This window comes from Thioclava sp. DLFJ5-1 (assembly GCF_002020115.1).
Lineage (GTDB): Bacteria > Pseudomonadota > Alphaproteobacteria > Rhodobacterales > Rhodobacteraceae > Thioclava > Thioclava sediminum.
In genome coordinates this window covers 238,673-264,197 of the sequence record NZ_MPZU01000005.1, presented here as the reverse complement: position 1 = coordinate 264,197, position 25,525 = coordinate 238,673, and the positions used below count along the sequence as shown (strand labels likewise).

At 60.2% G+C, this 25,525-nt stretch carries 21 protein-coding genes and 1 pseudogene; 16 read left to right on the top strand and 6 right to left on the bottom strand.

The window, feature by feature from the left end; all coding sequences use genetic code 11:
• Window positions 1-155: 155 nt before the first annotated feature.
• Window positions 156-2,564: a DNA ligase D gene (gene ligD / locus BMI86_RS16195; protein ID WP_078542294.1), complete on the bottom strand. Its 2,409-nt coding sequence runs from the start codon at window positions 2,562-2,564 to the stop codon at window positions 156-158.
• Window positions 2,564-3,493 carry a Ku protein gene (locus BMI86_RS16190; RefSeq protein ID WP_078523458.1) on the bottom strand — a complete coding sequence of 310 codons (930 nt, stop codon included), beginning with the start codon at window positions 3,491-3,493 and terminating at the stop codon, window positions 2,564-2,566. The genes ligD and BMI86_RS16190 overlap by 1 nt, the downstream gene beginning before the upstream one ends.
• Window positions 3,494-3,951: 458 nt before the next feature.
• Between BMI86_RS16190 and BMI86_RS21310 the strand changes: the two genes are divergently transcribed.
• Window positions 3,952-4,113: a hypothetical protein gene (locus BMI86_RS21310; RefSeq protein WP_168173876.1), complete on the top strand. Its 162-nt coding sequence runs from the start codon at window positions 3,952-3,954 to the stop codon at window positions 4,111-4,113.
• Between the two features lie 78 nt (window positions 4,114-4,191).
• Here BMI86_RS21310 and BMI86_RS16180 read toward each other — a convergent pair whose 3' ends face one another.
• The gene (locus BMI86_RS16180; protein ID WP_168173875.1) at window positions 4,192-5,757 is read right to left on the bottom strand and encodes an FAD/NAD(P)-binding protein; all 1,566 of its coding nucleotides are present in this window, start codon (window positions 5,755-5,757) and stop codon (window positions 4,192-4,194) included.
• 819 nt (window positions 5,758-6,576) lie between these two features.
• On the opposite strand from BMI86_RS16180, the gene BMI86_RS16175 reads away from it, so the two are divergent.
• Window positions 6,577-7,350, top strand: coding sequence for a response regulator transcription factor (locus BMI86_RS16175; protein WP_078523535.1), 774 nt, complete (start codon window positions 6,577-6,579; stop codon window positions 7,348-7,350).
• Between the two features lie 436 nt (window positions 7,351-7,786).
• Here BMI86_RS16175 and BMI86_RS21495 read toward each other — a convergent pair.
• Both BMI86_RS21495 and BMI86_RS21045 read right to left on the bottom strand, forming a co-directional pair.
• Window positions 7,787-7,918: pseudogene (locus tag BMI86_RS21495) on the bottom strand (IS3 family transposase); the annotation flags it as partial.
• A 31-nt stretch (window positions 7,919-7,949) separates the two neighbouring features.
• Window positions 7,950-8,732 (bottom strand): hypothetical protein, encoded by a 783-nt coding sequence (locus BMI86_RS21045; protein ID WP_168173868.1) that lies wholly within the window; start codon window positions 8,730-8,732, stop codon window positions 7,950-7,952.
• An 11-nt stretch (window positions 8,733-8,743) separates the two neighbouring features.
• On the opposite strand from BMI86_RS21045, the gene BMI86_RS16170 reads away from it, so the two are divergent.
• Window positions 8,744-8,986 (top strand): hypothetical protein, encoded by a 243-nt coding sequence (locus BMI86_RS16170; RefSeq protein WP_246831737.1) that lies wholly within the window; start codon window positions 8,744-8,746, stop codon window positions 8,984-8,986.
• A gap of 3 nt (window positions 8,987-8,989) precedes the next feature.
• Here the strand turns inward: BMI86_RS16170 and BMI86_RS16165 are convergent, their stop codons facing one another.
• Window positions 8,990-9,700, bottom strand: a complete 711-nt coding sequence (locus BMI86_RS16165; protein WP_093477004.1) for a cyclic nucleotide-binding domain-containing protein — start codon at window positions 9,698-9,700, stop codon at window positions 8,990-8,992.
• A 240-nt stretch (window positions 9,701-9,940) separates the two neighbouring features.
• Here BMI86_RS16165 and BMI86_RS16160 point away from each other — a divergent pair, with 240 nt between their 5' ends.
• The 13 genes from BMI86_RS16160 (at window position 9,941) to BMI86_RS16100 (ending at window position 25,243) form a co-directional block, all read left to right on the top strand.
• Window positions 9,941-11,263 (top strand): nitrate/nitrite transporter, encoded by a 1,323-nt coding sequence (locus BMI86_RS16160; RefSeq protein ID WP_078522419.1) that lies wholly within the window; start codon window positions 9,941-9,943, stop codon window positions 11,261-11,263.
• 67 nt (window positions 11,264-11,330) lie between these two features.
• Window positions 11,331-12,725: a NarK family nitrate/nitrite MFS transporter gene (locus BMI86_RS16155; protein WP_078522420.1), complete on the top strand. Its 1,395-nt coding sequence runs from the start codon at window positions 11,331-11,333 to the stop codon at window positions 12,723-12,725.
• Window positions 12,726-12,793: 68 nt separating this feature from the next.
• The gene (locus BMI86_RS16150) at window positions 12,794-16,522 is read left to right on the top strand and encodes a nitrate reductase subunit alpha (protein WP_078522421.1); all 3,729 of its coding nucleotides are present in this window, start codon (window positions 12,794-12,796) and stop codon (window positions 16,520-16,522) included.
• The gene (gene narH / locus BMI86_RS16145) at window positions 16,519-18,042 is read left to right on the top strand and encodes a nitrate reductase subunit beta (RefSeq protein ID WP_078542292.1); all 1,524 of its coding nucleotides are present in this window, start codon (window positions 16,519-16,521) and stop codon (window positions 18,040-18,042) included. The genes BMI86_RS16150 and narH overlap by 4 nt, the downstream gene beginning before the upstream one ends.
• Complete coding sequence (narJ, locus tag BMI86_RS16140; protein ID WP_078522423.1) at window positions 18,042-18,761, top strand: nitrate reductase molybdenum cofactor assembly chaperone; 720 nt, start codon at window positions 18,042-18,044, stop codon at window positions 18,759-18,761. The genes narH and narJ overlap by 1 nt, the downstream gene beginning before the upstream one ends.
• Window positions 18,762-18,772: 11 nt before the next feature.
• Window positions 18,773-19,540, top strand: coding sequence for a respiratory nitrate reductase subunit gamma (narI, locus tag BMI86_RS16135; RefSeq protein WP_078522424.1), 768 nt, complete (start codon window positions 18,773-18,775; stop codon window positions 19,538-19,540).
• A 5-nt stretch (window positions 19,541-19,545) separates the two neighbouring features.
• The gene (locus BMI86_RS16130; RefSeq protein ID WP_078542291.1) at window positions 19,546-20,340 is read left to right on the top strand and encodes a peptidylprolyl isomerase; all 795 of its coding nucleotides are present in this window, start codon (window positions 19,546-19,548) and stop codon (window positions 20,338-20,340) included.
• An 11-nt stretch (window positions 20,341-20,351) separates the two neighbouring features.
• Window positions 20,352-20,972 (top strand): carbonic anhydrase, encoded by a 621-nt coding sequence (locus BMI86_RS16125; protein ID WP_078522426.1) that lies wholly within the window; start codon window positions 20,352-20,354, stop codon window positions 20,970-20,972.
• A 10-nt stretch (window positions 20,973-20,982) separates the two neighbouring features.
• Window positions 20,983-21,525, top strand: a complete 543-nt coding sequence (locus BMI86_RS16120; protein WP_078522427.1) for a DUF2478 domain-containing protein — start codon at window positions 20,983-20,985, stop codon at window positions 21,523-21,525.
• 199 nt (window positions 21,526-21,724) lie between these two features.
• Window positions 21,725-22,270 (top strand): TetR family transcriptional regulator, encoded by a 546-nt coding sequence (locus BMI86_RS16115; RefSeq protein WP_246831736.1) that lies wholly within the window; start codon window positions 21,725-21,727, stop codon window positions 22,268-22,270.
• A gap of 3 nt (window positions 22,271-22,273) precedes the next feature.
• The gene (locus BMI86_RS16110; protein ID WP_078522429.1) at window positions 22,274-23,419 is read left to right on the top strand and encodes an efflux RND transporter periplasmic adaptor subunit; all 1,146 of its coding nucleotides are present in this window, start codon (window positions 22,274-22,276) and stop codon (window positions 23,417-23,419) included.
• Complete coding sequence (locus tag BMI86_RS16105; protein ID WP_078522430.1) at window positions 23,416-24,549, top strand: ABC transporter permease; 1,134 nt, start codon at window positions 23,416-23,418, stop codon at window positions 24,547-24,549. The genes BMI86_RS16110 and BMI86_RS16105 overlap by 4 nt, the downstream gene beginning before the upstream one ends.
• Window positions 24,539-25,243: an ABC transporter ATP-binding protein gene (locus BMI86_RS16100; RefSeq protein ID WP_240497842.1), complete on the top strand. Its 705-nt coding sequence runs from the start codon at window positions 24,539-24,541 to the stop codon at window positions 25,241-25,243. Before BMI86_RS16105 ends, BMI86_RS16100 begins: the two co-directional genes overlap by 11 nt.
• Window positions 25,244-25,525 lie beyond the last annotated feature (282 nt).

The window sequence follows — 25,525 nt, the reverse complement described above, 5'->3', positions numbered from 1 at the left end:
GCCGCTGTGCTCAAGACAAAAGAACGAGCGACGCGGCAGGTCGCGCGCCTCTCAGGCGTCTCGGAACTCTCGGAAGATCAGTTGCCCAACCGCTCAATGTCGTTAAGCATTTCGCATCCGACCTCCGTGGCACGGCGACCCTCGCATGAGGCGCGCTACTCCGAAGCCTCCAGCATGTCCTTGAGCTTGTCGACCCGGCCCTGACTAATCGACACGGCGTCGGGAAACGCGATCTCTGCATCACGCTTCAGCGCCGCGCCCAGATCGAAGGCGTTGGCCTTGCGGACTTTCTTCAGCTCGTCCCACGAGACCGGCATCGCGACCGGCGCCCCGGGCCGTGCACGCAGCGAATAGGGCGCGATCGCCGTGGCTCCCTCACCGTTGCGCAGCCAGTCGACGAAAATCCGGCCCTTCCGCTTCGCCTTCGACATTTCGGCGGTGTAGCGCTTGGGCGACCGCGCCACGAGCAAATGCGAGAAGACCCGCGCGAAAAGCCTCACCGTGTCCCAACCGGCACTGCGCCGCAGCGGCACCGTTACATGGACACCCTTGCCGCCGGACAGGAGCGGCCAACTCTGCATGTCCAACTCGGCGAGCAGATCGCGGATCTCGAAACCCGCATCCCTTACCGCCGCGAAATCCAGCCCCTCGTCGGGATCGAGATCGAAGACCAGACGGTCGGGCCGCTCCAGCCGGTCGACGCGGCTGCCCCAGATATGGAACTCGATCGTGCCCATCTGCGCCGCCGCGACCAGACCTTCCGCCTTTCGGATCACCATGTATTGCGCGGTTTTGCCGTCGCACTCCGTGATCTCGACATTCTCGATCCCGTCAGGAAAGCCGCGCCCCGCGTGTTTCTGGAAAAAGCGCTCGCCGCCCAGACCTTCCGGCAGCCGCAGCAGCGACACCGGGTGCTCGGCAAGATGCGGAAGGATGCGATCGGCCATTGCCTCGTAGTAGCGCGCCACGTCCAACTTGGTATAGCCCGCACCTTCGAAGACCACTCGATCGGGCGAGGAAATCCCGATCCCCGCAACGTTCGGGCGCTCCTCGGAGGCTATGTCATTGTCCAGCCGCACCGTGCGCGCGGGCTTGTCCTCGCGCAGCCCGAGGAAGACCGCGTGCCGCAGTCGGTCGCCCCCGGTGCGCTCGGCATAGCGAATTTCCGCAACCAGCTCGGGCGTGATCCAGTGCATGCCCTTTGCCTCCGACGCCTCGACATCCGCGGGGGCGGTCTTGCGAGCGAGCGGTTTCATCGCCTTGGCCAACGCCTCGGCCTGATTCTCGTCGAAGCCGGTGCCGACCTTGCCGACATAGCGCCAGCCGTCGCCCTCGGCGGCCCCCAGCGCCAGCGAGGCGAAGGGCCGACCGCGCTTGTCGCTTTCCTGCCAGCCAAGGATGACGAACTCGTCGCGGCGCTCGCATTTGACCTTCATCCACGCCTTAGAGCGCGCGCCGCGATAGGGCGCGTCAATGCGCTTTGCGATCAGCCCCTCGCCGCCCGCCTTGCAGATTGTGTCGAATGCACTCTCGGGATCTTTCGAGATCACCGGAGAGAGCTGCGCGGGCCCAAGCGCGGGGAGCGGCTTCATCACCTCTTCCAAAACCTCGCGGCGTTCGGAGAGCGGCGCCTTGCGCAGGTCGTTACCGTCGCGCGACAGGATGTCGAAGCCGTAGAAGCGGAACGGTCCACCTGCGGTGATCGCCTTTTGCAGCTCCGAAAACCCGTCGAGCCCTGCGCCTGCGACGATCTCGCCGTCGATCAGGGCGCTGTCGCAGTCGACCTCGGCCAGCGCGGGTAGCAGGTCGTCGAAGCGATCCGTCCAATCCTTGCCGTTGCGGGTGAAGACACGCGGACCGCCTTTGCCAAGCGCGATCAGGGCGCGGTAGCCGTCGAATTTCAGCTCGTGCCACCACCCGTCGCCTGCGACCATCTTGTCAGAGAGCGTCGCGAGCTGCGGCTTGGAGAAGCCGGGGCGCTTGCCCACCTGCGTCTCGATGGGCGCCTTGTCGGTAGCGATCTCGCGCATCGTGCGCTGGCTCTGGACAGAGCGGCGATAGCGCGCCACCGGATCGCGCGCGCCGCTCGCCGCGTCCTCCGCCTTCATCAGCAGCCAGTTCTCGCGTTTGCTTTCGGTTTTCATGCGGATCAGGTGCCACTCGCCGGTGAGTCGCGCGCCATGCAGGCGCAAATGCAGATGCCCTTTCTTGAGCGCCTTGCCGACCGGGATCAGCGGCTGCCAATGCCCCAGATCCCAGAGCATCACCGTGCCCGCGCCATAATTGTCCTTCGGTATCGTGCCCTCGAAGGTGAGGTAATCCAGCGGGTGATCCTCGGTCCGCACCGCGAGCCGTTTTTCACCCGGATCGAAAGACGGTCCCTTGGTGATCGCCCAGGACAGCAGCACGTCCTCCCATTCGAGGCGCAGATCGAAATGTGTGCGGGTCGCGTCGTGTTTTTGGATCGAATAGCGCGGCGCGAGATGGCCCGAGGCAGTGCCGCCATCGGGCTCTGGCGTCTGCGCGAAGTCGCGCATCTCGAGATAACGGTCGAGGCTTCCCATCACGCGGACTTCTTGGTTGAAGACTTCGCGCCGGAGGATCTGCTGGATTTCGACGCGGACGACTTCGAACCGGAGGTTTTCGATGACGATTTCCGACCCGTCGATTTGCCCCCGGACTTCGAGCCGGATTTGCCGCCGCCATCGGCCTTGAGGCTGTCCTGCAGCGCGGACATCAGGTCGACCACGTTATCGCCGCCTCTGCTGCTGTCGTCCTCTCCCGTCTTGGCGCGGGGCGTCTTCTTCGACTTGCGCTTGCGGTCGATCAGATCGCGCAGCGCCGCATCGTAGTGATCGGTGAAGGCGGATGCGTCGAAACTGTCGGTCTTGCGGTCTATCAGCTGCGTGGCGACCTCCAACAGCTCCTTGTCCGCCGGCTCGTCCTCGATGTCGGAAAACAGCGGATCGGCCTCGCGAATTTCATCGGCGTAATGCAGCGTCTCCAGCAGGATACCGTCGCCGCAGGGTCGCAGTGCGCAGAGATATTCCTTGCCGCGCATCACCAGTTGCCCAAGCCCGACCTTCTTCGATTGCCGTAGCGCATCGCGCACCACCCGGTAGGCATCCTGCGCGAGATCGTCGGTCGGCACGACGTAATAGGGTCGATCGTAATAGAGCGGCGGGATTTCGGGCGCGTCGACGAACTGCACGAGTTCGAGCGTCTTCTTGGTCTCGAGCTTGATCGCGTCGATCTCCTCGGGTTCGAGCAGCAGATACTCGTCATCGCCGATCTCGTAGCCCTTGAGGATCTCGTCGGCATCGATAGGCCCAATACCGGAGACGGTTTTCTCGTAATGGACGCGCTTGCCGGAGGGGCCGTGGATTTGCCGGAACGAGAGCCGCGCGCCCGTTTTGGTCGCGGAGTGGATTTCGACGGGGATGCTGACCAGCGACAGTCGCAGCTGGCCTTTCCAGATCGCGCGTGAGGCCATGGGCGGCTCCTTATGCTTGACCTTGGGGTAACGCCCTCTGCCGCGCCAGGTTCCGGTGGGCGACGAACGCTTGGGTTGGGTGGCGTTGGGGCGGGGGGCAGACTTAGTGCGAGGTGCGAAGAGGGGCCCTTTCTGACATGCTCGAAACCACCAACCCCTCACCCTTTAAGGATCAAGCGGAACCTCCCTCCAAACTTGAGAGGTGTCACCCGATCGCGAGAGCTGGGCTCTGTCCGCTTTGTTTGATGAGCGCTATGTTAGCTATGTCGGCGAGATGCTGATTTCGGTCGCACCCTCGACGAGAAGGGCATTCCCATCTTCTGGGTTACGGGTGCAAAGGTTTTCCATCAATAACATGCGCATTGCATGCCGATGGAACGCAGGCCCCACGCTTTTCGTCTGATGGACTCAACGAGAACACGCCGAACGGCATTCGTATCCTGCGCGAACCCGACGAGATGGATTATGCGCTTTGCTCCCAAATGGAAGACATGCCCTACGCGACGACGTGCCGCGTGATCGACAAGCTCGCCCCCTCGCATACGAAAACGAAAGACGCAGCCCGGGTGGCCGAGGTTGAGAGAGCGCAGCGCGCCTTTCTCTTGCCTGCGGCAGAGTGATTGGGAAAAGGTCCGGAAAGAAGCAACGGTGCAGTCTTCGTGGCTACGCCGTTGTTTGTTTGAAGCGGGTGAGTGCTCTTAGGCTTGGCTGCAGAACGCGATTGCATCGGCGATGTTCTGCGCGGCGCGCCGCCCCAACGCTTCGGCATTTTCCAGTCCCTGCACGAAGGGGTTGCGTTTCAGCACTACCGGGATCGCCACGCAGGTTATCGTTCCGGCTGCTTGATGCGGGCCGCTGACCAGTAGAGTCTCTGGATCGAGATCGGCCGCATCGCGGAGCGTCGGGAACATCAACTCGGTGAGGTCGGCAGGCCTTTGGCCGCGCGCATCGATCAAGTGCTCAACTGTTATCGTGCCGGAAGCACCGGTGATTCTTACCGTCTGTCCCTCCGCCGCGATCGTATAGTCCTCCCCAAGCCTCACGAGTTCGAGCACGCCAGCGTCGTGCAGCGCAAGCATGCGTTCGATTGAGCGATGCGGCACCGATGCATAGACATCGGAGAAAACCGGAAGCAATTCACGATCAAACAGTGCGCGGTCTTCAGGTGTCAGATGCTGAACGATGCCCTGATAAACTTCATGTGCTGCCAGTAAGCCCACGCGCCATGGTTCACTGATCTTTGCGGCGCGCTTCGCCTTCGCGAGACTCAAATCGGAACGCACATCCTCCCAAGAGTTTGTTGACAGCCGATCGGCAAAATGGCGCTGCGCGAACCCTTCAAGCTGCGCGGGTCGCGTGCGTGCGGCATATGCGGGGTCCAGTGCCTCCAGTTCTTTCGCAAGAACCGATTGGCAATTGATCAGGAAGTTGTCGTGCTTAACGAGCTCTGAAAGCGCTTCGTGGGTAAACAGCGAAAGTGGCGGAAGCGGGTGAGGGTAATACCAGTCTGCATCGGGTAAGACACCACGGCGCGACATCATTACCATCGTGAACCCGGCGTCGGGAGCGTGGGGGACCCAGCGCACTTGGTTCTCATTCTCTTCAAATCGCCCCTGGAAGGATGCCAGGGCGACAGCAGCATCAATCGCAGTAAGCGAACTGCCAAGGAGTCCTACTGCACAGCCAATGAAGCGTCGCAACGATTCCGCGGGCCACGGCGAATGGAGCTGAACTCCCGAGTTATCCTTCCGATCGCGCCATTGATGCCCGGTCGCCAGGATAACGTGGTTGAAAGTTTCCGTGCCTCTTTCGTGCGGTGTCTCCCACTTCACACGCGTCCCGAGCTTGGTCGGCTCTACATCCACGACAGTATGGCGCGAGCGGACCTCTACACTATGTCCGCGGCCACGCGCTTTCGCTATGAGAGCCGCTATTTGAGCGATAAAGTAGCGGCCGAGGACGACCCGCGGATAAAAGGCCTCTGGCCCAATTTCCGCACGAGTGATCCCGAATTCTACGAGTGTTGCCGCATTGCTCTGTAGCAGAAACGCTTCCAAGCTCTCCACCACGGGCGGGATCTCTCGACTGCCTATATTGGCGAGCATCTGCGGGTGGTTAACCCCATTTCGATAGGGCATCCCGGGCCCGATCTCGCGCTCGCGCTCGAAGATATGAATTGTGAGTGGGGAGGAGATCTCAATCAGGTGCTTGAGCGCATAAATGGCCGTAGCTCCGCTGCCGATGAGCGCAACCGATTGTGGCACGTTTGCGCTTTTGCGGGAAGCGAGACCGACCGCCGGGCGGGCTATCGGCGTGCCATGAGATGGGCGCGGAGTGGGGCGTCTCACGATCCGACCTTTCGAAAGGCTTCGCAGGGCTAACAACTTTGAAAAAGTAAGAGTTTTTGCGCGATCGGCCGCACATTATCGAAACAAGCATCGATAGGGTTGGTTCCTCCCGAGACAACTTTTAGGTCTCATTCTTGCAGATCTAGCCGTCGTTACCCGGAGCACTCTTCGCTCAGGAAAGATAACTCCAATGCATGTTGCTACTATCTTTCGTATTCGACATCGCATTTCCGCGCGGTCCATGTTCGCGTTGGAGGCGCACTCCCACAGCCTCGCAAAAGGCCCTGTCGCGCGTAGGCATAAGGTGACGTCTTTGCTTCAGGCGACAGTCATTCGCCTGGAGGTATGATGTCGCGTCAAATTTCGGCGGCCGATTTCCGTGACCTACAGACGGTTAGTGTCCCTCTCGATCGTCGTTTCGCAGCCATTTTGCGAGAACCGGACGCTGACCTGCCGCCGATCTCAAGGCCACCCCGGGAGGCCATTGCCGCCGCCATCTGAAAGGCCGCATCGACGATCTCCGGTCCTGCAACTTCATACCGCCACGCTTTACCCGGGGGAGGGAGGCAGCAGCCGTTTACGGTCGTTGAAGCTTTCCACGAAACCGAGTTTCGCATCGGCATGCACCGGTCGTTAGGGCCTTTCGATTATATATCACTCGGGCAGATACCCCGTTCACGCGCCTGTGTTATCCTGTTTCATTAAGGCCTGGGGAGGCAAAAAATTGGAGGGGATATGGATACGCACAATAGGGCGGATTTTAGCGGGGTGTCTCGAGCTGCGCCACGGCGCAAGAGTGATGCGCGCATATGTTTAGTAGGGCAGCGAGAGATTTTCGGCGATGCGATCATCCGGACGATAGAGAGCGAAGTGCCGGAGGTCTCGGTGGACCGCGTAGACTATCTGGAGGAAATCTCTCAACGCATTGATGAGAATGGCCGCCTTGCGAATGGCGAAAGGGTTTGCGCTTTGATCGTGGATGAAGGCAACGCCGCGGGACTAAGAGCGTTCATCGCGGCGCGCGGAGAAGCCCTTTCGCGCATGCGTGTCGCGATTGCCTACAGCGAGGACACGCCCGAAATGGAGGCAATGGATTTCCTTCGATCGGGCGCCTTGCTCGAGCAGGTGAGTTTCCTTCCGATGAGCATCAATATCACGACTTGGATGCTGACATTGCGCCTCATTCTGTCGGGGGGGCAGTTTGTCCCGCCAGCGCTTCTTGAGACCGGATTGACGGTCTCGAAAACGATCTCGAAAAAGCTTGCCGAGCCGGGCTTTGATCTGGTGGCTGCGCCGGGCCTGATCGAAACTCTGACGCGGCGCGAACGGGAGGTCTTGCAACTCTTGGCATCCGGTCAGCAAAACAAGATCATCGCGGATCGCCTTCAGGTCTCCGAGCACACCGCGAAAATCCATATCCATCGGATCATCAACAAGCTCGGCGTGAGTAACCGCACAGCGGCGGCCGTCTGGTATCACCGTCACGAGGCAGCAGCCGCTCTTCAGTGAAAAAGTATCAAACATCCCGCCACGCCGAATTGGCGGGCGGGGTTTAGGTATGGTTTTGCGAGTTGTCTGTTCAGGCTACTTGCGCGGCAAGCTCGCGCGGAACGCAGCACGCACATTGCCATCGGCAAATCGTTGCAAGTTGGTCGAGGTGGAAAGCAACAACTTCGATGGCACCACCTGGCTGATACTTGTGCGATCACCTGAAACACGTCGCTATACACCTGTCTTATTTCCTGCGTCCGTCGGCAGACAGCCTCAATAGAGCGCTTACTCTTGGACAGGATCTGGCGTAAATTGCGAGATGCGTTGCATCTAATGATCGTGTTGGTTGAGATCATTTCTTTGCCAATAGACTAGCGTCTGTGGCTTGCCGCCGGGGCTGCGCGAGGACCCTGGTATTTGTAGAAGGCCATCCATTCCCGTTGGTCGCTTACGTCTCCGATCCGATCTCCCAAGCGTGTAGGTAGCTGTAATCGTATCTCAGGATTCGCCAAAGATGCTCGATGAAGACGTTGTCGAGGAACCGGCCTTCACGATCCATCAAGATGTGCACGCCGGATTGACGCTGCCCGCAGAAAGGATGCTCTGTGACCTCATCCTCACCTAAGGTGATCCATTATGCCGGAGGTGCGAAGCAGACATTCGTGAACAATGCAGCGAATGGCTGCTCCCCGCGCTATTCTGACATTCGTGCGCTGCGCAGCTGATGATCTGTTTCTGCGCCTGGTGGTCAGGCGGATAGCTGCATCCGACAGGTAAGCCCAGCTGTGCATCGGGACATAGACAGGCTCCGCTCCTTGCAGGAGACCGTCGATAAAACTGCGAGCTTCACGGAGGTCCCAAAGTGGTTTGTGCTCAGGACCTTCCAATGTCGGCGCGAAGTAGCCGTCCTTACGCAAGGATTCAAAATGCGTGCGCGAAATGAGGAGCGCATCTTGAAGATCTGTTGCGGAGACAAGCGTCTCCAGACGGCTTAGGACCGGTTCAGCGTCTTCGGGGGTGAACAGTTCCCAGGCATCTGACCGACCTTGCTCGACCGGACGCACTACCCCTGCGGAGACGAGCAATTTTCGCAGCCGTCGACTGTCGATGCCATACTCCCGAGATGCGGTGAGCACCGAGTGAAGGTGGCGCGTTAAAACAGGCTCACCCATCAGGTCATCCCCAGGGCCGAGCGGCCAAGTTTTGAGGATGTGATCGCGTAGCAGGTTTCGGAAAGGAGCGTAGTCCTCATTCGTCAGATCGAAGGTCAGTCGATCGTAAAGATCTCCGAATTTCTTCTTGGGGCCGTCGGTTGGGCCCCCTTCAAATTCCTGCAAGCTCGACAAGCCGAAGCGACTGCCGATGCGCAAGCCCTCGGGGAAATACAATGTCTGGAACAAGATCACCTTCGATGACGGCACCAGCCACTGAGGGACCGCGCCTGTCGCGGCTGATGCTGCTGCCCTATCCCTTCGCCGCGGCAGCGGTCGCGATCAACCTCTTCATGTTGGGGCTGATGGGGCAATGGATCGGCCTGCCCGCAATCCCGCCGCTCGTGGCGCTGGCGCTCTCGCTGCCGCTGGGCGTGCCCGCCTCATGGGGTTTCTCGCTCTGGGTGAAGGGGGTGATCGACGAGGCCGAGGGAAGGCGCTGACCTTCAGGAACAGGGATCGTCGATCAGTTCAGAAGGTTTGGCAAAAGCACGAAGATCTTTTGCATCGGTGATCGTAACGCAGCTTCCGTCAACTTGCACGCCGTAGGGTTCCAGCTGACGGATCGCTCGACTCAGGTTTTCTGGTGTCATGCCCAAGTAAGAAGCCAGACGCCGTTTTTCGATCCCAAGATCAAAGACATCTGCCTTATCCTCGCATGTGTGGCGATGAACAAGGTAGTTGGCCAGGCGCTCAAGGGAAGTTCGGAGCTTTAGGTTCTTTGTGTTCCGCACAACCCCACGATATCCCTGAGCGAGCTCTGTTACGACGTTGCGTGCGAATGTCTGGTCGGCATCGAAGATTGCACGAACATCCTCTGATGGCACCAAGATGATGCGCGACTTTTCAAGCGTGCGCGCAGACATCAGGTAGGGCGCTGCTTTGACGGTAGCCGCCACGATGAAGGTTGAGACGGGCTGCAGCGTCTCCATCGTCGTTTCGCGCCCATTCCATGTTGCGAACAATTCCACCGACCCACTGATGACGACGTGAAGGAAATCACTAGTCTCGCCCTCAGTGAACAACTCGATTTGCGGCGGAAAGTTTTGGACATAGGCACCTCGGATCAACGCAGAAAAATTCTCGTCGTCGATCCCGGAAAACAGTCGTAGCGCGCGAATCTCGGAAGATTCATCGTCGCGCAAGCGGATGGCCATGCTTCACCTCTAATCGTGCCTGACGGTGATGCTTGATAAATATCAAGCGGTCAATTGTCACCGATTGGCGAGCGGGTTGATAGGTGTTTTCTGTCGGCGTGATCCTTGCCGAGCGGTGACTTATTTCGATCCTACCAGCTAATCGGTTTGATTTCGATCAACCTTTTCCAGTCTCCCTGCCTGTTGATCTGTCCGCAACCAGACCGGCGGTTCACGTCGGCCCAACTGCGGAGAGAGAACATGCATACACTCGATGGAGTCACTCGTTCGGACCAATACCGGGCATTGGGGCTCAGCACTTTCGCCTTCACCGTCTGCTTCGCGGTCTGGACGATTTTTTCGATCATTGGCGTCCGGATCAAGCAGGAGCTTGGCTTGTCCGATACGCAGTTCGGACTGTTGGTTGCCACCCCGGTTCTGACGGGTTCGATCAGCCGTATCTTCCTTGGCGTCTGGACCGAGCAGTTCGGTGGCCGGATCATGTTTCCGCTGCAGATGCTCATTACGGCAGTTGCTGTCTGGCTGCTGGCAACGGTTCACACCTACGAGGTTTTCCTGATCGCAGCACTTGGCCTTGGCCTGGCGGGGGGGTCCTTCATTGTCGGCGTCGCATACACGTCACGCTGGTTCGAGAAAGAACGTCAGGGCACCGCCTTGGGTATCTTCGGCGCGGGCAACGTCGGCGCTGCGGTGACGAACTTCGCTGCTCCCTTCCTTGTCGTCGCGCTTGGCTGGGAAGGGACTGCGAAGGTCTATGCCGTCGTTCTCGCTGCAACGGCAGTGTTCTTCTACCTGACTGCGAAGACCGATCCGGTGCAACAGGAACGCAAGAAGACTGGCGCCAAACCGGTATCTGCAGGGGACCAACTCGCACCGCTCAAGAATATCCAGGTTTGGCGTTTCGCTACCTATTACTTCTTCGTCTTCGGCGGTTTTGTTGCGCTCGCCTCGTTCTTGCCGCGCTACTATGTCGGGGCTTATGGGCTGCCGCTCACGACGGCCGGAGTCTTTGCTGGCTTCTACTCCCTGCCTGGTTCCGTTTTCCGCGCTCTTGGTGGGTGGATGTCCGACAAATGGGGCGCGCGTTTCGTCATGTATTTGACCTTCATTGTCTCGCTCGTGCTCCTGTTCGTCATGAGCTACCCCGAGACCAGCTACACAGTTGAAGGCATCCACGGCCCGATCTCGTTCACCTTCGGCCTCAACGCGACGATGTTTATGGTGATGACCGTGATCTTGGGCTTCGTGATGAGCCTCGGAAAGGCTGCCGTCTACAAGCATATCCCGGTTTATTACCCGCATCACGTCGGGGCCGTTGGCGGACTCGTCGGCATGATCGGGGGACTGGGTGGTTTCTTCCTGCCCATCAGCTTCGGCTTCTTGCTCGACCAAAGCGGTGTCTGGACTGCTCCCTTCATGTTGCTCTTCGTGCTGGTCCTCGTCTCGACGGTCTGGATGCACATCGCCATCCGCCGCATGGAACATGCACGGCATCCTGGTCTCAAAGGAGAGAAGTATCTTTCCGATGTGCCCGATGAGCCGCTCGCGAAGTCCATGCCTTGATGAATACCCAACGGGCTTCCCGCTGGGTGGCCCGCCCCCCTCGCACATTTCTGAAGGAGCCACTCCAATGGCCACCACAACAGCAACCTCCGGTCAAAGCGGCCACGTGCTGACCGACTGGCGTCCCGAGGATCCGGAGTTCTGGAAAACCCGCGGGCATGCGATCGCCACCCGCAACCTCTGGATATCGATCCCCGCGCTTCTCCTCGCCTTCTCGGTCTGGATGGTGTGGTCCGTCGTGGTCGCCAAGCTTCCCGCAATCGGCTTCGACTACTCTACCGGACAACTGTTCTGGCTGGCGGCACTGCCGGGCCTGTCGGGCGCGACACTGCGCATCTTCTACAGCTTCATGATCCCGATCTTCGGCGGCCGCAAATGGACGGCCTTCTCGACCGCCACGCTGCTTTTGCCCGCGCTCGGTATCGGCTTTGCGGTGCAGAACCCCGAGACCCCCTACGCCATCTTCCTGCTGCTCGCGCTGCTCTGCGGCTTCGGTGGTGGAAACTTCGCCTCCTCGATGGCCAACATCGCTTATTTCTACCCCAAGAAGACCAAGGGGAACGCGCTGGCTCTCAATGCAGGCCTCGGCAACGCGGGCGTCTCGGTGATGCAGTTCCTCGTGCCGATCGTGATCACCACGGGCGTCTTCGGCTCCCTCGGCGGCGCGCCCCAGCAATTGTCGGCAGGGGGTGAGCTCTTCCTGCAGAACGCTGGTTTCGTCTGGGTGCCCTTCATCGTCCTTTCGGCGATCGCCGCATGGTTCGGGATGAATGACATCGCATCGGCCAGCGCTTCGTTCAAACAGCAATCAGTGATTTTCTCGCGCTTCCACAACTGGGTGATGTGCGTCCTCTACACCGGCACGTTCGGAAGCTTCATCGGCTATTCCGCTGGCTTCCCGCTGCTCATGAAGACGCAGTTTCCTGAGGTGGACGTGCTGCAGTTCGCCTTCCTCGGGCCGCTCGTGGGCGCGCTGAGCCGGGCCGGCACGGGTTGGATTTCCGACAAGTTCGGTGGCGGTCGCGTGACCTTCTGGACCTTCGTCGGCATGATCGTCGCCGTCTGGGGGGTGCTGCAGTTCCTGCCCTCGGCCGGTGACGCCGGTAGCTTCTGGGGCTTCTTCGCCTGCTTCATGGCGCTGTTCTTCCTGACCGGCGTGGGCAATGCCTCGACCTTCCAGATGATCCCCTCGATCATGCGTCAGGAAGTGCCGCGTCTGAACCCGCATCTCGACGCGGCCGCCACGCTCAAGCAATCGGAGCTGGAGAGCTCGGCGATCATCGCCTTCACCTCGGCGATCGCGGCCTATGGTGCCTTCTTCATCCCGAAATTCTACGGCACGTCGATCAGCCTGACCGGCGCTCCCAACGCAGCTCTGTGGGGCTTCATGATCTTCTACGCGCTCTGCGTGGTGGTGACGTGGTTCTTCTACAGCCGCAAGGGCGCCTCCGTTCCCTGCTGACGCGACCGGCGCGCGCCGTGGCGTCCCGCGGCGCGCGCTTCCAATCCATTTCCGCAAGGAGACGCGACATGAGCCACTTGCTCGACAGACTTAATTTCCTGCAATCCAAGGAGTTGGAGCAGTTCTCCGACGGCCACGGGCAGGTGACCCGCGAGGACCGTAAATGGGAAGAGACCTATCGGTCCCGCTGGCGTCACGACAAGATCGTCCGCTCGACCCATGGTGTGAACTGCACCGGGTCTTGCAGCTGGAAGATTTACGTGAAGTCGGGGATCGTGACATGGGAGACCCAGCAGACCGATTACCCGCGCACGCGTCCCGGATTGCCCAACCACGAGCCGCGCGGCTGTGCCCGCGGCGCCTCCTATAGCTGGTATCTCTATTCCGCAGCGCGGATGAAGCACCCGATGGTGCGTGGCAAGCTGCTGAAAATGTGGCGCGAGATGCGCAAGACCAAGTCGCCAATCGAAGCATGGACTGCCATCCAGAGCGATCCTCTGCTGCGCGCCGAATACACCAAGGCCCGCGGGAAGGGCGGTTTTGTGCGCGCGAGCTGGGACGAAGCTACCGAGATCGCTGCGACCGCCAATGCCTATACTGCAAAGACCTACGGGCCCGATCGCGTCTTCGGCTTCTCGCCGATCCCGGCCATGTCGATGGTCAGCTACGCTGCAGGTGCGCGTTACCTGTCTCTGCTGGGCGGCACCTGTCTGTCCTTCTATGACTGGTATTGCGATCTTCCGCCTGCCTCGCCGCAGACCTGGGGCGAGCAGACCGACGTCCCGGAATCTGCGGATTGGTATAATGCGGGCTATCTGCTGATTTGGGGCTCGAACGTGCCGCAAACCCGCACGCCGGACGCTCATTTCTATACCGAGGCCCGCTACCGCGGCACCAAATCCGCCGTGATTTGCCCTGATTACTCGGAAGCCTCGAAATTCGGTGACATCTGGCTCAATCCCAAGCAGGGCACCGACTCGGCGCTGGCGATGGCGATGGGGCATGTGGTCCTGCGCGAATATCATCTCGACCGTCAGGCCGAGTATTTCGAGGATTATGCGCGTCGCTATTCGGACATGCCGATGCTCGTGCTGCTCGATGAGGAGGATGGCCGCCACATCCCCGGCAAGATGCTTCGGGCTTCGGACCTCGCAGACGGATTGGGTGAGAGCAACAACCCCGAATGGAAGACCGTTGCCTATGATGAAGCCTCCGGGGCGATGGTCGTGCCGAACGGGTCCATCGGTTTCCGTTGGGGGGAAGAGGGCAAGTGGAACCTCGAGGACCGCGCCAGCACGGGAGAGGCGAAGCTTCGGCTTAGCCAGGTTATGGAAGAGTGCCATGACGATGTCGTCGGTGTCGATTTCCCCTATTTCGGCGGCGCCGCTACGGAGAATTTCGTCAAGTGCCAACACCCTGACGTCCTGACCCGAAACGTGCCGGTTAGAAAGGTCACGCTCGCTGATGGCCGCGAGGCCATGGTCGCGACCGTGTTTGACCTCCTTTGTGCGAATTACGGTCTCGATCGTGGTCTGGGGGGCGACTGGGTCAGCCATGACTTCAATGAGGACCTGCCCTACACGCCGAAATGGGCCGAGAAGATCACCGGGGTCTCCGCCGACAAGATCATCGCGGTCGCACGCGAGTTCGCCAGCAATGCCGAAAAGACTCACGGCAAATCCATGGTGATCCTGGGGGCGGGTCTGAACCACTGGTATCATATGGACATGAACTACCGTGGCATCATCAACCTGCTGGTGATGTGCGGTTGCGTCGGTCAGGAAGGTGGTGGTTGGAGCCACTATGTCGGTCAGGAGAAACTGCGCCCGCAAACGGGTTGGCTTCCGCTCGCCTTCGCTCTGGATTGGGGGCGCCCGCCGCGTCAGATGAACGGCACCTCAGCCTTCTATGCCCATTCTGACCAATGGCGTTACGAAACGCTCGGGGTGGACGAGATCCTGTCTCCGACCGCGCCGAAGGGTGACTGGGACATCTCGCTGATCGACTACAACATACGCGCCGAGCGTATGGGGTGGTTGCCTTCGGCGCCGCAACTCAAGACGAACCCGCTTGAGGTCACCAAGGCTGCCAAGGCAGCGGGCATGGATCCCAAAGACTACGTGGCCGAAAAGCTGAAGTCCGGTGAGCTGCAGATGTCCTGCGAGGACCCTGACGCTCCTGAAAACTGGATGCGCAATCTCTATGTGTGGCGCTCGAACCTCTTGGGTTCGTCGGGCAAGGGGCACGAATATTTCATTCGTCACCTACTCGGCACCGACAGCGGGATTCTCGGAAAGGATCTCGGCGAGGAAGGTCGGGCGAAGCCGAAGGAGGCCGTTTGGCATGACGAGGCACCGGAAGGCAAACTCGACCTGCTCGTTTGCATCGACTTCCGTATGTCGACGACCGCAGTCTATTCCGACGTCGTTCTGCCGACCGCTTCGTGGTATGAGAAGAACGACCTCAACACCTCGGACATGCACCCGTTCATTCACCCGCTTCAAGCGGCTGTAGACCCAGCTTACGAGTCGAAGTCCGACTGGGAGATCTTCAAGGCGATCGCCAAGAAATTCCAAGAGGTTTCGCCGGAGGTTCTTGGTCAGGAAACCGACATTGTCCAGGCGCCGATCCTGCACGACACGGCAGGCGAATTGGCTCAGCCCGAGGTGCGCGATTGGAAGAAGGGTGAATGCGACCTGATCCCGGGTAAAACCGCGCCTAACTACGTCACTGTCGAGCGCGACTACGGTGCGATCTACGATCGGTATGTGGCGCTCGGTCCGCTGATGGACAAGCTGGGCAATGGCGGCAAGGGCATTGGCTGGGATACCAAGCACGAGGTCGAAGCGCTTCGCAAACTCAATGGCGAATGGGAGGATGGTCCCACCAAAGGTTGTCCGAAAATCGATACCGACATCGACGCAACCGAGGTGATCCTAATGCTCGCGCCCGAAACCAACGGCGAGGTTGCGGTCAAGGCTTGGGGGGCGCTCGAGAAGCCCACCGGCCGCGGGCATAAGCACCTTGCCGAAGGGCAGGAGCACACGAAGATCCGCTTCCGTGATATCGCCGCGCAACCGCGCAAGATCATCTCGTCCCCGACCTGGTCGGGTATCGAGAGCGAGGAAGTCTGCTACAACGCCGGCTACACCAACGTGCATGAGCTGATCCCATGGCGCACCCTTTCAGGTCGTCAGCAGCTCTATCAGGACCACCTCTGGATGCGCGCTTTCGGCGAGGGCTTCGTGTCCTATCGTCCGCCGGTCGACCTGAAGACTGTGACGCAAGATGTGCTCGCCGGCGACGACAAGCATGTTGTGCTGAACTTCATCACTCCGCACCAGAAGTGGGGCATCCACTCCACCTATACCGACAACCTGCTGATGCTCACGCTGAACCGCGGCGGGCCGGTGGTCTGGATTTCGGAGACCGACGCGAAGAAAGCGGGAATCGAAGATAACGACTGGGTTGAAGCCTACAACGTTAACGGCGCGCTGACCGCGCGGGCGGTTGTCTCTCAGCGGATGAAGGAAGGCACGATCTTCATGTATCACGCCCAGGAGAAGATCGTGAATACGCCCGGCTCTCAGAAGACCGGCCTGCGTGGAGGCATCCACAATTCGGTGACCCGCGCGACGCTCAAGCCCACGCATATGATCGGTGGCTACGCCCAGCTTTCCTACGGGTTCAACTACTACGGCACCGTGGGTGCGAACCGCGACGAATTCGTCGTGGTCCGCAAGATGAAGAAGATCGACTGGCTCGATGAGCCCGCTACCCAGGAGGCAGCAGAATGAGAGTCCGCGCACAAATCGGCATGGTGCTGAACCTCGACAAATGTATCGGGTGTCACACCTGCTCCGTGACTTGCAAGAACGTCTGGACCAGCCGCGACGGTGTCGAATACGCTTGGTTCAACAACGTCGAGACTAAGCCCGGCACCGGCTACCCGACCGACTGGGAAAATCAGAAACGCTGGAACGGTGGCTGGAAACGCACCCGTTCCGGTAAGCTGATCCCGCGGCAGGGTTCGAAATGGCGGATCGTGGCGAATATCTTCGCCAACCCCGACCTGCCTGCGATCGACGATTATTATGAGCCGTTCGATTTCGACTATGAGCATCTCGCCAACGCGCCCGAGATGAAGGCTTTTCCGACCGCCCGCCCGCTCTCCAAGATCACTGGCGAACGGATCGAGAAAATCGAAAAGGGGCCGAACTGGGAAGAAATCCTTGGCGGCGAATTCTCGAAACGCTCGAAGGACTACAACTTCGAGGGGGTGCAGAAGGAGATCTACGGGGAATACGAGAACACCTTCATGATGTATCTGCCGCGACTGTGCGAGCATTGCCTTAATCCGGCCTGTGCAGCGTCGTGTCCTTCGGGTGCGATCTACAAACGTGAGGAAGACGGCATCGTCCTGATCGACCAGGAAAAATGCCGCGGCTGGCGGATGTGCGTCTCGGGCTGCCCCTACAAGAAGGTCTATTACAACTGGTCGACCGGAAAATCCGAGAAATGCACCCTGTGCTACCCGCGGATCGAGAGCGGCAACCCGACCGTTTGTTCGGAAACCTGCGTGGGCCGGATTCGGTATCTCGGCGTCATGCTCTATGATGCCGACAAGATCGAGCAAGCGGCGAATGCGCCCTCCGAGCAGCAGCTCTATGACGCGCAGCTCGACGTGTTCCTCGATCCCAACGATCCGGTCGTAATCGAGGCCGCACGAGCCGATGGCGTTCCGGAGGAATGGATCAAGTCGGCGCAGCAAAGCCCGATCTGGAAGATGGCGATGGAGTGGAAGGTCGCCTTCCCGCTGCATCCCGAATACCGGACGCTGCCGATGGTCTGGTATATTCCGCCGCTCTCACCGATCCAGAACGCCGCCGAGGCGGGCGCGATCGGCATGGATGGCGCGATGCCGGACGTGAAGAGCCTGCGTATTCCGCTGCGCTACCTCGCCAACATGCTGACAGCCGGTGACGAGGCGCCGATCGCTACCGCGCTTGAGCGGATGCTTGCGATGCGTTCCTACATGCGGGCCAAGACCGTCGACGGGGTTCGCGACGAAGGGATCGCCGCACGTGTCGGTCTCTCGGGTCGTGTGATCGAGGATATGTATAAGATCATGGCGCTCGCCGATTACGAGGACCGCTTCGTGATCCCGACGACCCATCGTGAACAGGTCGAGGATGCCTATGACCTGCGCGCGGGCACCGGGTTCACCGATTGCAACGGCTGCTCGACCGGGATCTCGAAGGGCTCGCTCTTCGGGGGCTCCAAAAGACCGCTCAAGATGCCGCAGGAGGTGCAGTGATGGACCATCAACTCAACGATCGCACGCTCAAGGCCTTCTCGGTCCTGCTGAGCTATCCGACGCAGGAACTGCAACAAGCGATGCCGGAAATCGGGGGCGTTCTCGCCTCCGAGACGCGGCTCACGGCGGTGGCACGGCGGGACTTGCGCCCGCTGATCGAAGAACTCGGTGCCCGTGACATCTACGCGCTCGAAGAGGACTATGTGATGCTCTTCGACCGCTCGCGCAGCCTGTCGCTCAACCTCTTCGAACATGTCCATGGAGAAAGCCGTGATCGTGGCGGTGCCATGGTCGACCTGCTCGAGACCTATCGTGCGGCAGGTTTTGAGCCAGCAACGACCGAACTGCCCGACCATCTTCCCGTGCTGCTCGAGTTCCTTGCGGCTCGTCCGCCCGAGGAAGCGCGCGATATGCTGGCGGATGCAGCCCATATCCTCGCTGCGGTCGGGGAACGGTTGGGCAAGCGCGAGAGCGCCTATGCGGCGATCTTCACGGCGCTCGTGCAAATGTCGGGTGAGATGGCTGACGAGGAGGCTGTGGCCGAGATTCTCGCGCGACCTGATCCGTCCCCCGACGATCTCGAGGAGATCGACAAGATCTGGGAAGAAACCGAGGTTACCTTCGGTCCCGACCCGAATGCAGGCTGTCCGCAGGTGCGCGACATGCTCGCGCAGATGGATCCGCCCAAACTGCGCCACGCGAAAACTGCGGCGGAATGACGGAGGCTCAGATGAATACGTTTCTCTTTGGCATCTACCCCTACATCGCACTTTCCGTGCTCTTCCTGGGATCGATCGCGCGTTACGATCGTGATCCCTTCACTTGGAAAACCTCGTCGAGCCAGTTGCTGCGACAGCGTCATTTCGCGATCGCGTCGATCCTGTTCCATGTCGGGGTTCTTGTGATCTTCGTGGGCCATGTCGTCGGCCTTCTGACGCCGATCTGGGTATTCGACATGCTCCATGTCAGCCACGGCGCCAAACAAATCCTCGCAATCGTGGCAGGCGGGATCGCGGGCGTGATGGCGACGATCGGCGGCGGGATGCTGCTCTATCGCCGCTGGACCGACCAACGTATCCGGTTGACGTCGAGCTTTGCCGATATCGCGATCCTCGTGCTCCTGCTGGCTCAGCTTCTGCTCGGTCTCGGGACGGTTCCGGTGAGCTGGCAACACTCCGACGGTCACGAGATGGTCAAGTTCATGACATGGGCGCAGATGATCTGGACGTTCCAGCCGGGTGCTGCGGACTATGTCGCGGGCGCGGCGCTTGTGTTCAAGCTGCACATCGCGCTCGGACTGACCATTTTCCTGTTGGTCCCCTTCACCCGCCTCGTTCACATAGCTTCGGGGATCTTCGCGCCGCTACGTTATTTGCTGCTGCGCCCCGGTTATCAGATCGTGCGGTCTCGCCGGAGCTCCAAGTTGCCTGAGCGCAGTGCTGCCGACATCAATAAGAGGCGTATCGCTGCGGCGAAGCGACCTTCGGCTGCGGAGTGAGAGCAATGACCAAACCGCTCTTTCCCGATGTGGTCGTGAATGGCCAGACTATCCCTTCCGCGGCGATTGCTGCGGAAGCCCAGCATCATAACAGCCCGAGTGACAAACCCGGCATTGCCTGGCGCAAGGCGGCCAATGCGCTCGCGGTTCGCGCGCTTCTTCTGCAAGAAGCGGAGCAACGTGCGATTGACGTCGACCCTCAGGAGGTCGCTCCGGGACAGATCGAGACCGAGGACGAGGCTCTGATCCGTGCGCTTCTCGAGGATGCCGTCGAGGTGACGCCTCCCTCCGAGGAGGATATCCAAGTCGAATGGAGCCGTGATCCCACGCGGTTCCGCGCCCCGCCGCTTTGGGAAGCCGCGCATATACTGATCGCCTGCGATCCGCGCAACGAGGCGCAACGCGAGACAGCTGAGGCCCGCGCGCGCGCCTTGGCGACAGAGGCGATCGAAAAACCCAAAAGCTTTGCGCGTCTAGCCAAGGAGAATAGCGACTGCTCGTCGCGCGGCGAGGGCGGCTTCCTCGGCCAGCTCGGCCCGGGCGACACCGTTCCTGAGTTCGAGAAAGCGCTGCGTGCGCTTGGCGAAGGAGAGCTTACCGCGGAGCCCGTGCTCAGTCGCTTCGGCTGGCATGTGATCCGGCTCGATGCGGTCGCCGAAGGCGCTCCACTGCCATACGAGACCGTGCGTCCGCGTATTGCCGAAGCGATGGAGAAGGCAGCCTGGACACGCGCAGTGCGCGCCTTCGTGGCGGAGCTCGCCGCACGAGCAGATATCTCTGGGGTCGATCTGGCGGCATAGGGACGAAAGCGATGCTGAGCGATCTTTTCACCCGCAACCGCACTTGGTCGGAACGCCGCAAGGCGGAGGAGCCTGGCTATTTCTCACGTCTTGCGACGCGGCAAAACCCGGAGTTCTTCTGGGTTGGTTGCGCCGATAGCCGCGTGCCTGCGAATGTTGTTGCGGGGCTTGATCCCGGCGAGGTCTTCGTCCACCGGAACGTCGCCAACGTCGTGCATTCTTCAGACATGAACTTGCTGAGTGCGCTTGAATTTGCCGTCGAAAGCCTTGGTATTCGCGAGATTATCGTTTGTGGTCATTACGGCTGCGGCGGTGTCAAAGCTGCGACCGAGGAGATGCTCGGCGGTCTCACGGACCATTGGCTTGAACCAATTCGTCGTCTTGCGCGCGCCTATGCGATTGATCTGGGGCAGCTGGCCAATATCGAGGCCCGGCGCGACCGTTTGGCCGAGCTCAACGTGATCGAGGGTGTGCGACGCATAGCTGAGACACCAATTCTTCAGCAAGCTTGGACCGCAGGAGAGCCCGTCAAGGTTCACGGATTGATCTATGGGCTCAAGGACGGGGTTCTCGCTGACCTCGACTGCACCATCACGCGCGCGAGCGTTTTCGGTGAGGATGTGCAGCGCTGAATCTTGGCGAATGATTGATTGGAAAGGACATGAAATGTTTTCTATCGCAGCTATTCAAAGCCCTGGCCGGGGCGACGTGGACTTTCTGATGGCGCGCTTTGCCCGACAGGTGATTGCGCGAGGGCATCGCGTGTGCGGCGTTGTTCAGGTCAATATTGATCGGCCTAAAAGCCATGCCTGCGATATGGATATTAAGGTTTTGCCCGACGGGCCGGTGTTATCGATCTCGCAATCACTTGGCGAGGGATCTCGCGGCTGCCGCCTTGATCCTGCAGCGCTTGAGGCTTCTGTCGCAGCGGTTTCACATAGCCTTGCATGTGGAGCCGATCTGCTTGTCGTGAATAAGTTCGGTAAGATGGAGTCCGAGGGGCGCGGGTTTCGCCCGGTGATTGCTGAAGCTATACTGCAGGGAATTCCCGTCCTCGTTGGTATCAACGGCCTGAACGAACTTGCTTATGACGAGTTTACGGGCGGATATGGTTGTCGCCTTCCTTTCTCACTCGAGGCGCTCAACGACTGGTTCGACGATGCGCGCGGTCTTGTGGGCGCCTGACGGGCCACCGAGGGTGCTTTCGATTTCGCAAATTCCGAGAGCAATGGTCGCTGGCAATGCGGGATTGGTTTCAGTTCTAAGAGCCAGTTGACGTTTCGAAAGCCACCCATTAGTAAGTAATCAATAACTTACTAATGGGCATGTGATGCGAAAATCCGCAGATCTACGAAAAGCAGAAATCGTTTCGACCGTCCTCGAGATGGCCGACCAGATCGGCCCTGATCGCGTGACTACGAATGCGGTCGCGAAACAGATCGGGCTGACACAGGCGGCTCTGTTCCGGCACTTCCCGTCCAAGGCGGAGCTTTGGGGTGCGGTCGCCGAGCATGTCACCGACACCCTGGCGGCAGCCTGGGAGGCAGCGCTCGAGGGTGTGTCAGATCCGCTGGACCGGGTGCGCGCATTGGTGGCGGCACAGCTTGGGGTGATCGCGCGCACTCCGGCGATCCCAATGCTCCTGTTCTCGCGAGAATTGACGACCGAGAACGAAGTTCTGCGCGGGGCTTTTCGGGAGCGCCTAAGCGTATTCCATGAAACGCTTGAGGCGGACATCGCCGCCGCACAAGCACAGGGGCGGGTATCGGTCGATCTCATGCCGCGTGATGCTGCTTATCTGCTGAGCTCGCTTGTCCAGGGCGCCGCGATCCGATGGGCGCTCGGGCCGCGCACGACGTCAATGGAAGAGACCGGGCTGGCGCTGCTGGATGTGCAACTGCGCTTGCTCGAATGCAGGAAGGATGGCTGAGAGATGCGTAAGAGCTGGTTTGTCGTCGGTGTAGCCGCAGTCGCGCTGGCGGTTGGGATTTGGGTGCTGCGCCACCGTCCGCTGCCGGTAACGGTGCTTTCGCCAGAGACGGATGTCACGCTCCGGATTTATGGTTTGGGAACAGTTGAGGCACGTGTGCTGAGCGCCGTTGGCTTCGAACTGGGGGGCGCCGTGCAGAGCCTGTCAGCAGATGCTGGTGATCGTGTTATGGCTGGGCAGGAATTGGCGCGTTTGCATCCCGAAGAACAACAGGCGCGCGTTGCCCAGGCTGATGCGGGGGTGGAAGCGGCACGTGCAGCGCTCGCCAAGGCGGAAGCTGCCCTGCCACGCGCTCAGGCGGTTTTGTCACAGCGCGAGGCGGCCAATACGCGCCAGCAGGAACTTGCACGAACGGATCGCGCCTCAAAGCAGAGCGCGGAGGAAACCCAGCGCGATCTCGATGTGGCGCGCGCCGATCTCGCGGTGGCCGAAACCGAGCTGATGGTGCTGCGGGCTCAGGCGGCGGAAGCGGATGCTAATCTGCAATCGGCCCGCACGCTTCTGGAAAAACACGTTCTGGCGGCGCCCTATGATGCCTTGATCATTGCGCGCAAGGCGGAGGCCGGCACGGTGGTCAAGGCGGGTGACACGATCTTCAGCCTGATTGATCCGCAGACGATCTGGATTCAGGCCTATATCGACGAGGAGCGCGCGGGTCAGCTTGCGCTGGGGCAGGTGGGCGCCATCCGTCTTCGTTCGCGCCCGCAACAAGAGTTTCATGGCGAAATCGTGCGGATCGGGCTGGAAAGCGACCGCGTCAACGAGGAGCGCAAGGTCTGGCTCGCCTGCACGGATTGCCCCGCCGAAATGTATCTGGGCGAACAGGCTGAGACTCTGGTCACGACCGGTCATCGCGATCGGGCGTTGATGGTGCCCGAGGTCGATATCACGGGCTTCGACGGTGCTTCGGGAACGGTCTGGATCGCGCAGGATGGTGCGCTCGCGCAGGCGACCCTGGAATTCGGTGCGCGCGACGATCTCGGCCGCGCAGAGGTGACGGACGGTCTGCCGGAAGGCGCAGAGGTTGTTTCGCCGGTTCCCAAAGGCGCGGTCGAAGGCCGAAAGGTGAGCGTCGAGGTGGACGAGTGAATCTTGCGCTCAAGGATATCCGGCATAGCCTGTTTCGCTTTGTCCTGACCTGCTTCGGGTTGGGGTTACTGATGACTGTCGTGCTGGCGATGATCGGGATTTATAACGGTCTTGTTTCGGATGCACTTGCGGCGGTTAAAGCACCGCGCGCAGATCTCTGGGTCGTTGAGGCGAATACTCAGGGGCCCTTTGCCGAGGCGTCTTCGCTACCTTCCGCGACGCGCGATGCGGTGGCGCGCCTTCCGGGGATCTCTGACGCGGGCGCGATCACTTACCAGACGATCGAGGCACAGCACGGGACGCAGACGCTCCGGCTATATGTTATAGGTTACGAGCGCGGTCGTCCGGGAGGTCCCTTCACCATCACTGATGGGCGTGGGCTTGGGCGCAGCCACTACGAATTGGTGGCCGATCGAAAGTCAGGGCTTCAGGTCGGCGACACGATCCGTATCGGACGTAACCGGTTTACCGTCGTCGGGCTGACAGAAAATGCGATGAACTCCGGCGGTGACCCCGCGGTCTTCATGACGCTTTCCGATGCAATGGCTTTGCAAAGCGAACTCGATCCCGCTGCCGAGAGGGTCCGCGCGGCGCGTGGCGCTACGTCGCCAGACGCCAGCAATGTCTCCGCAGTAATTGCACGGATTGAGCCCGATGCCGATGTTGAGCGGGTGGCTACGACGATCAGGCAATGGAAGCATTTGGGCGCTCTGACCCAGGCACAGCAAGAAGAACTTTTGCTCGCATCGGTCGTCGATCGCGCACGCCGCCAGATCGGGCTGTTTCTGGGAATCCTGCTGACGGTCTCGGCGGTGGTGATAGCGCTGATCATCTACACGATGACGATGGAGAAGCTTAAACAGATCGCGACGCTCAAGCTGATCGGGGCACCAGATCGCACGATCCTCGGTCTCATCGTTCAGCAGGCTCTGATCCTGGGAATTTCCGGCTGGGCGATCGGGCTGTCTTTGATTTTGCTGGTGAAAGACAATTTTCCTCGCCGTGTTGTGCTGGAGCCCACCAACGCATTGGTGCTTGCCGGGATCATCGTTGGTGTCTGCATCGTGGCCTCCGGGCTCGGTATCCGTGCCGCGCTCAAGGTCGACCCTGCGACGGCGATTGGAGGCTGAGATGGCAATTGGTGATCTTCTCGTCGATGTGTCAGGCGTAGCCAAGCATTATGGCGAGGGTGAAACACGCGTCGATGCATTGCGCGTGGTCGAATTGCAGATCCATGCGGGCGAGGTGGTGGCGATGCTCGGCCCTTCGGGTTCGGGAAAGACCACACTGCTCAACATTATCGGCTGCATTGTTGACCCCTCGGCAGGCCGTCTCTTGCTTGATGGCGAGACGGTGTTTGACGGCCGATGGCTGCGTGGCAACCTGCGCCAACTTCGTCTCGACAAGATCGGCTTCATCTTTCAGGCGCATAACTTGCTTCCGTTCCTCACAGCCGAAGAGAATGTCTCGGTGGTGCTGAATCTCGCGGGCTGGAAGCCTGCGGCGGCGAAAGCACGGGCACGCGAATTGCTGGATTATCTCGAGGTCGGACATCGCGCCGGGGTCAAGCCCGCGCATCTGTCAGGCGGGGAAGCGCAGCGCGTTGCCATCGCGCGCGCGCTGGCGAACCGACCCCGGATCATTCTTGCCGACGAGCCAACGGCGGCTCTCGATTCCGTGCGGGCTCAGCTTGTGATGGATTTGCTGCGAAAGCTCGCCGTCGAGCAGGAAGCCTGTATTCTCACCGTGACGCATGACGAGAAAATCTTCGACCGCTTCGATCGGTTGATCCATCTCCGCGACGGGGCACTGATCGAAGCGTGAGGTGTTTCCGCGAAGAAGGCGTTGCTTCGCTTGTCTTCCGAATATTGGAGCCGCGCGGCAAAGGTTCATCTTCTTCACAAACAGGAGGTGCTATTCGCTTTCGTGAAAGACGCCTCGGGGGCAGTGTCATGAAGGTGCGCTCTCTCCCGAGAATTTAGCGTTGGTCGCGCGTTTCAGCTTGTTTGCAGACGCAGAGTGATTGCGTGGCACACCAGGCGGAGTGGGGAGCGTTACTGATGCAGCACGACGAAGGCCGCCCTTTGCGTGCTGAAGGTTGTGAAA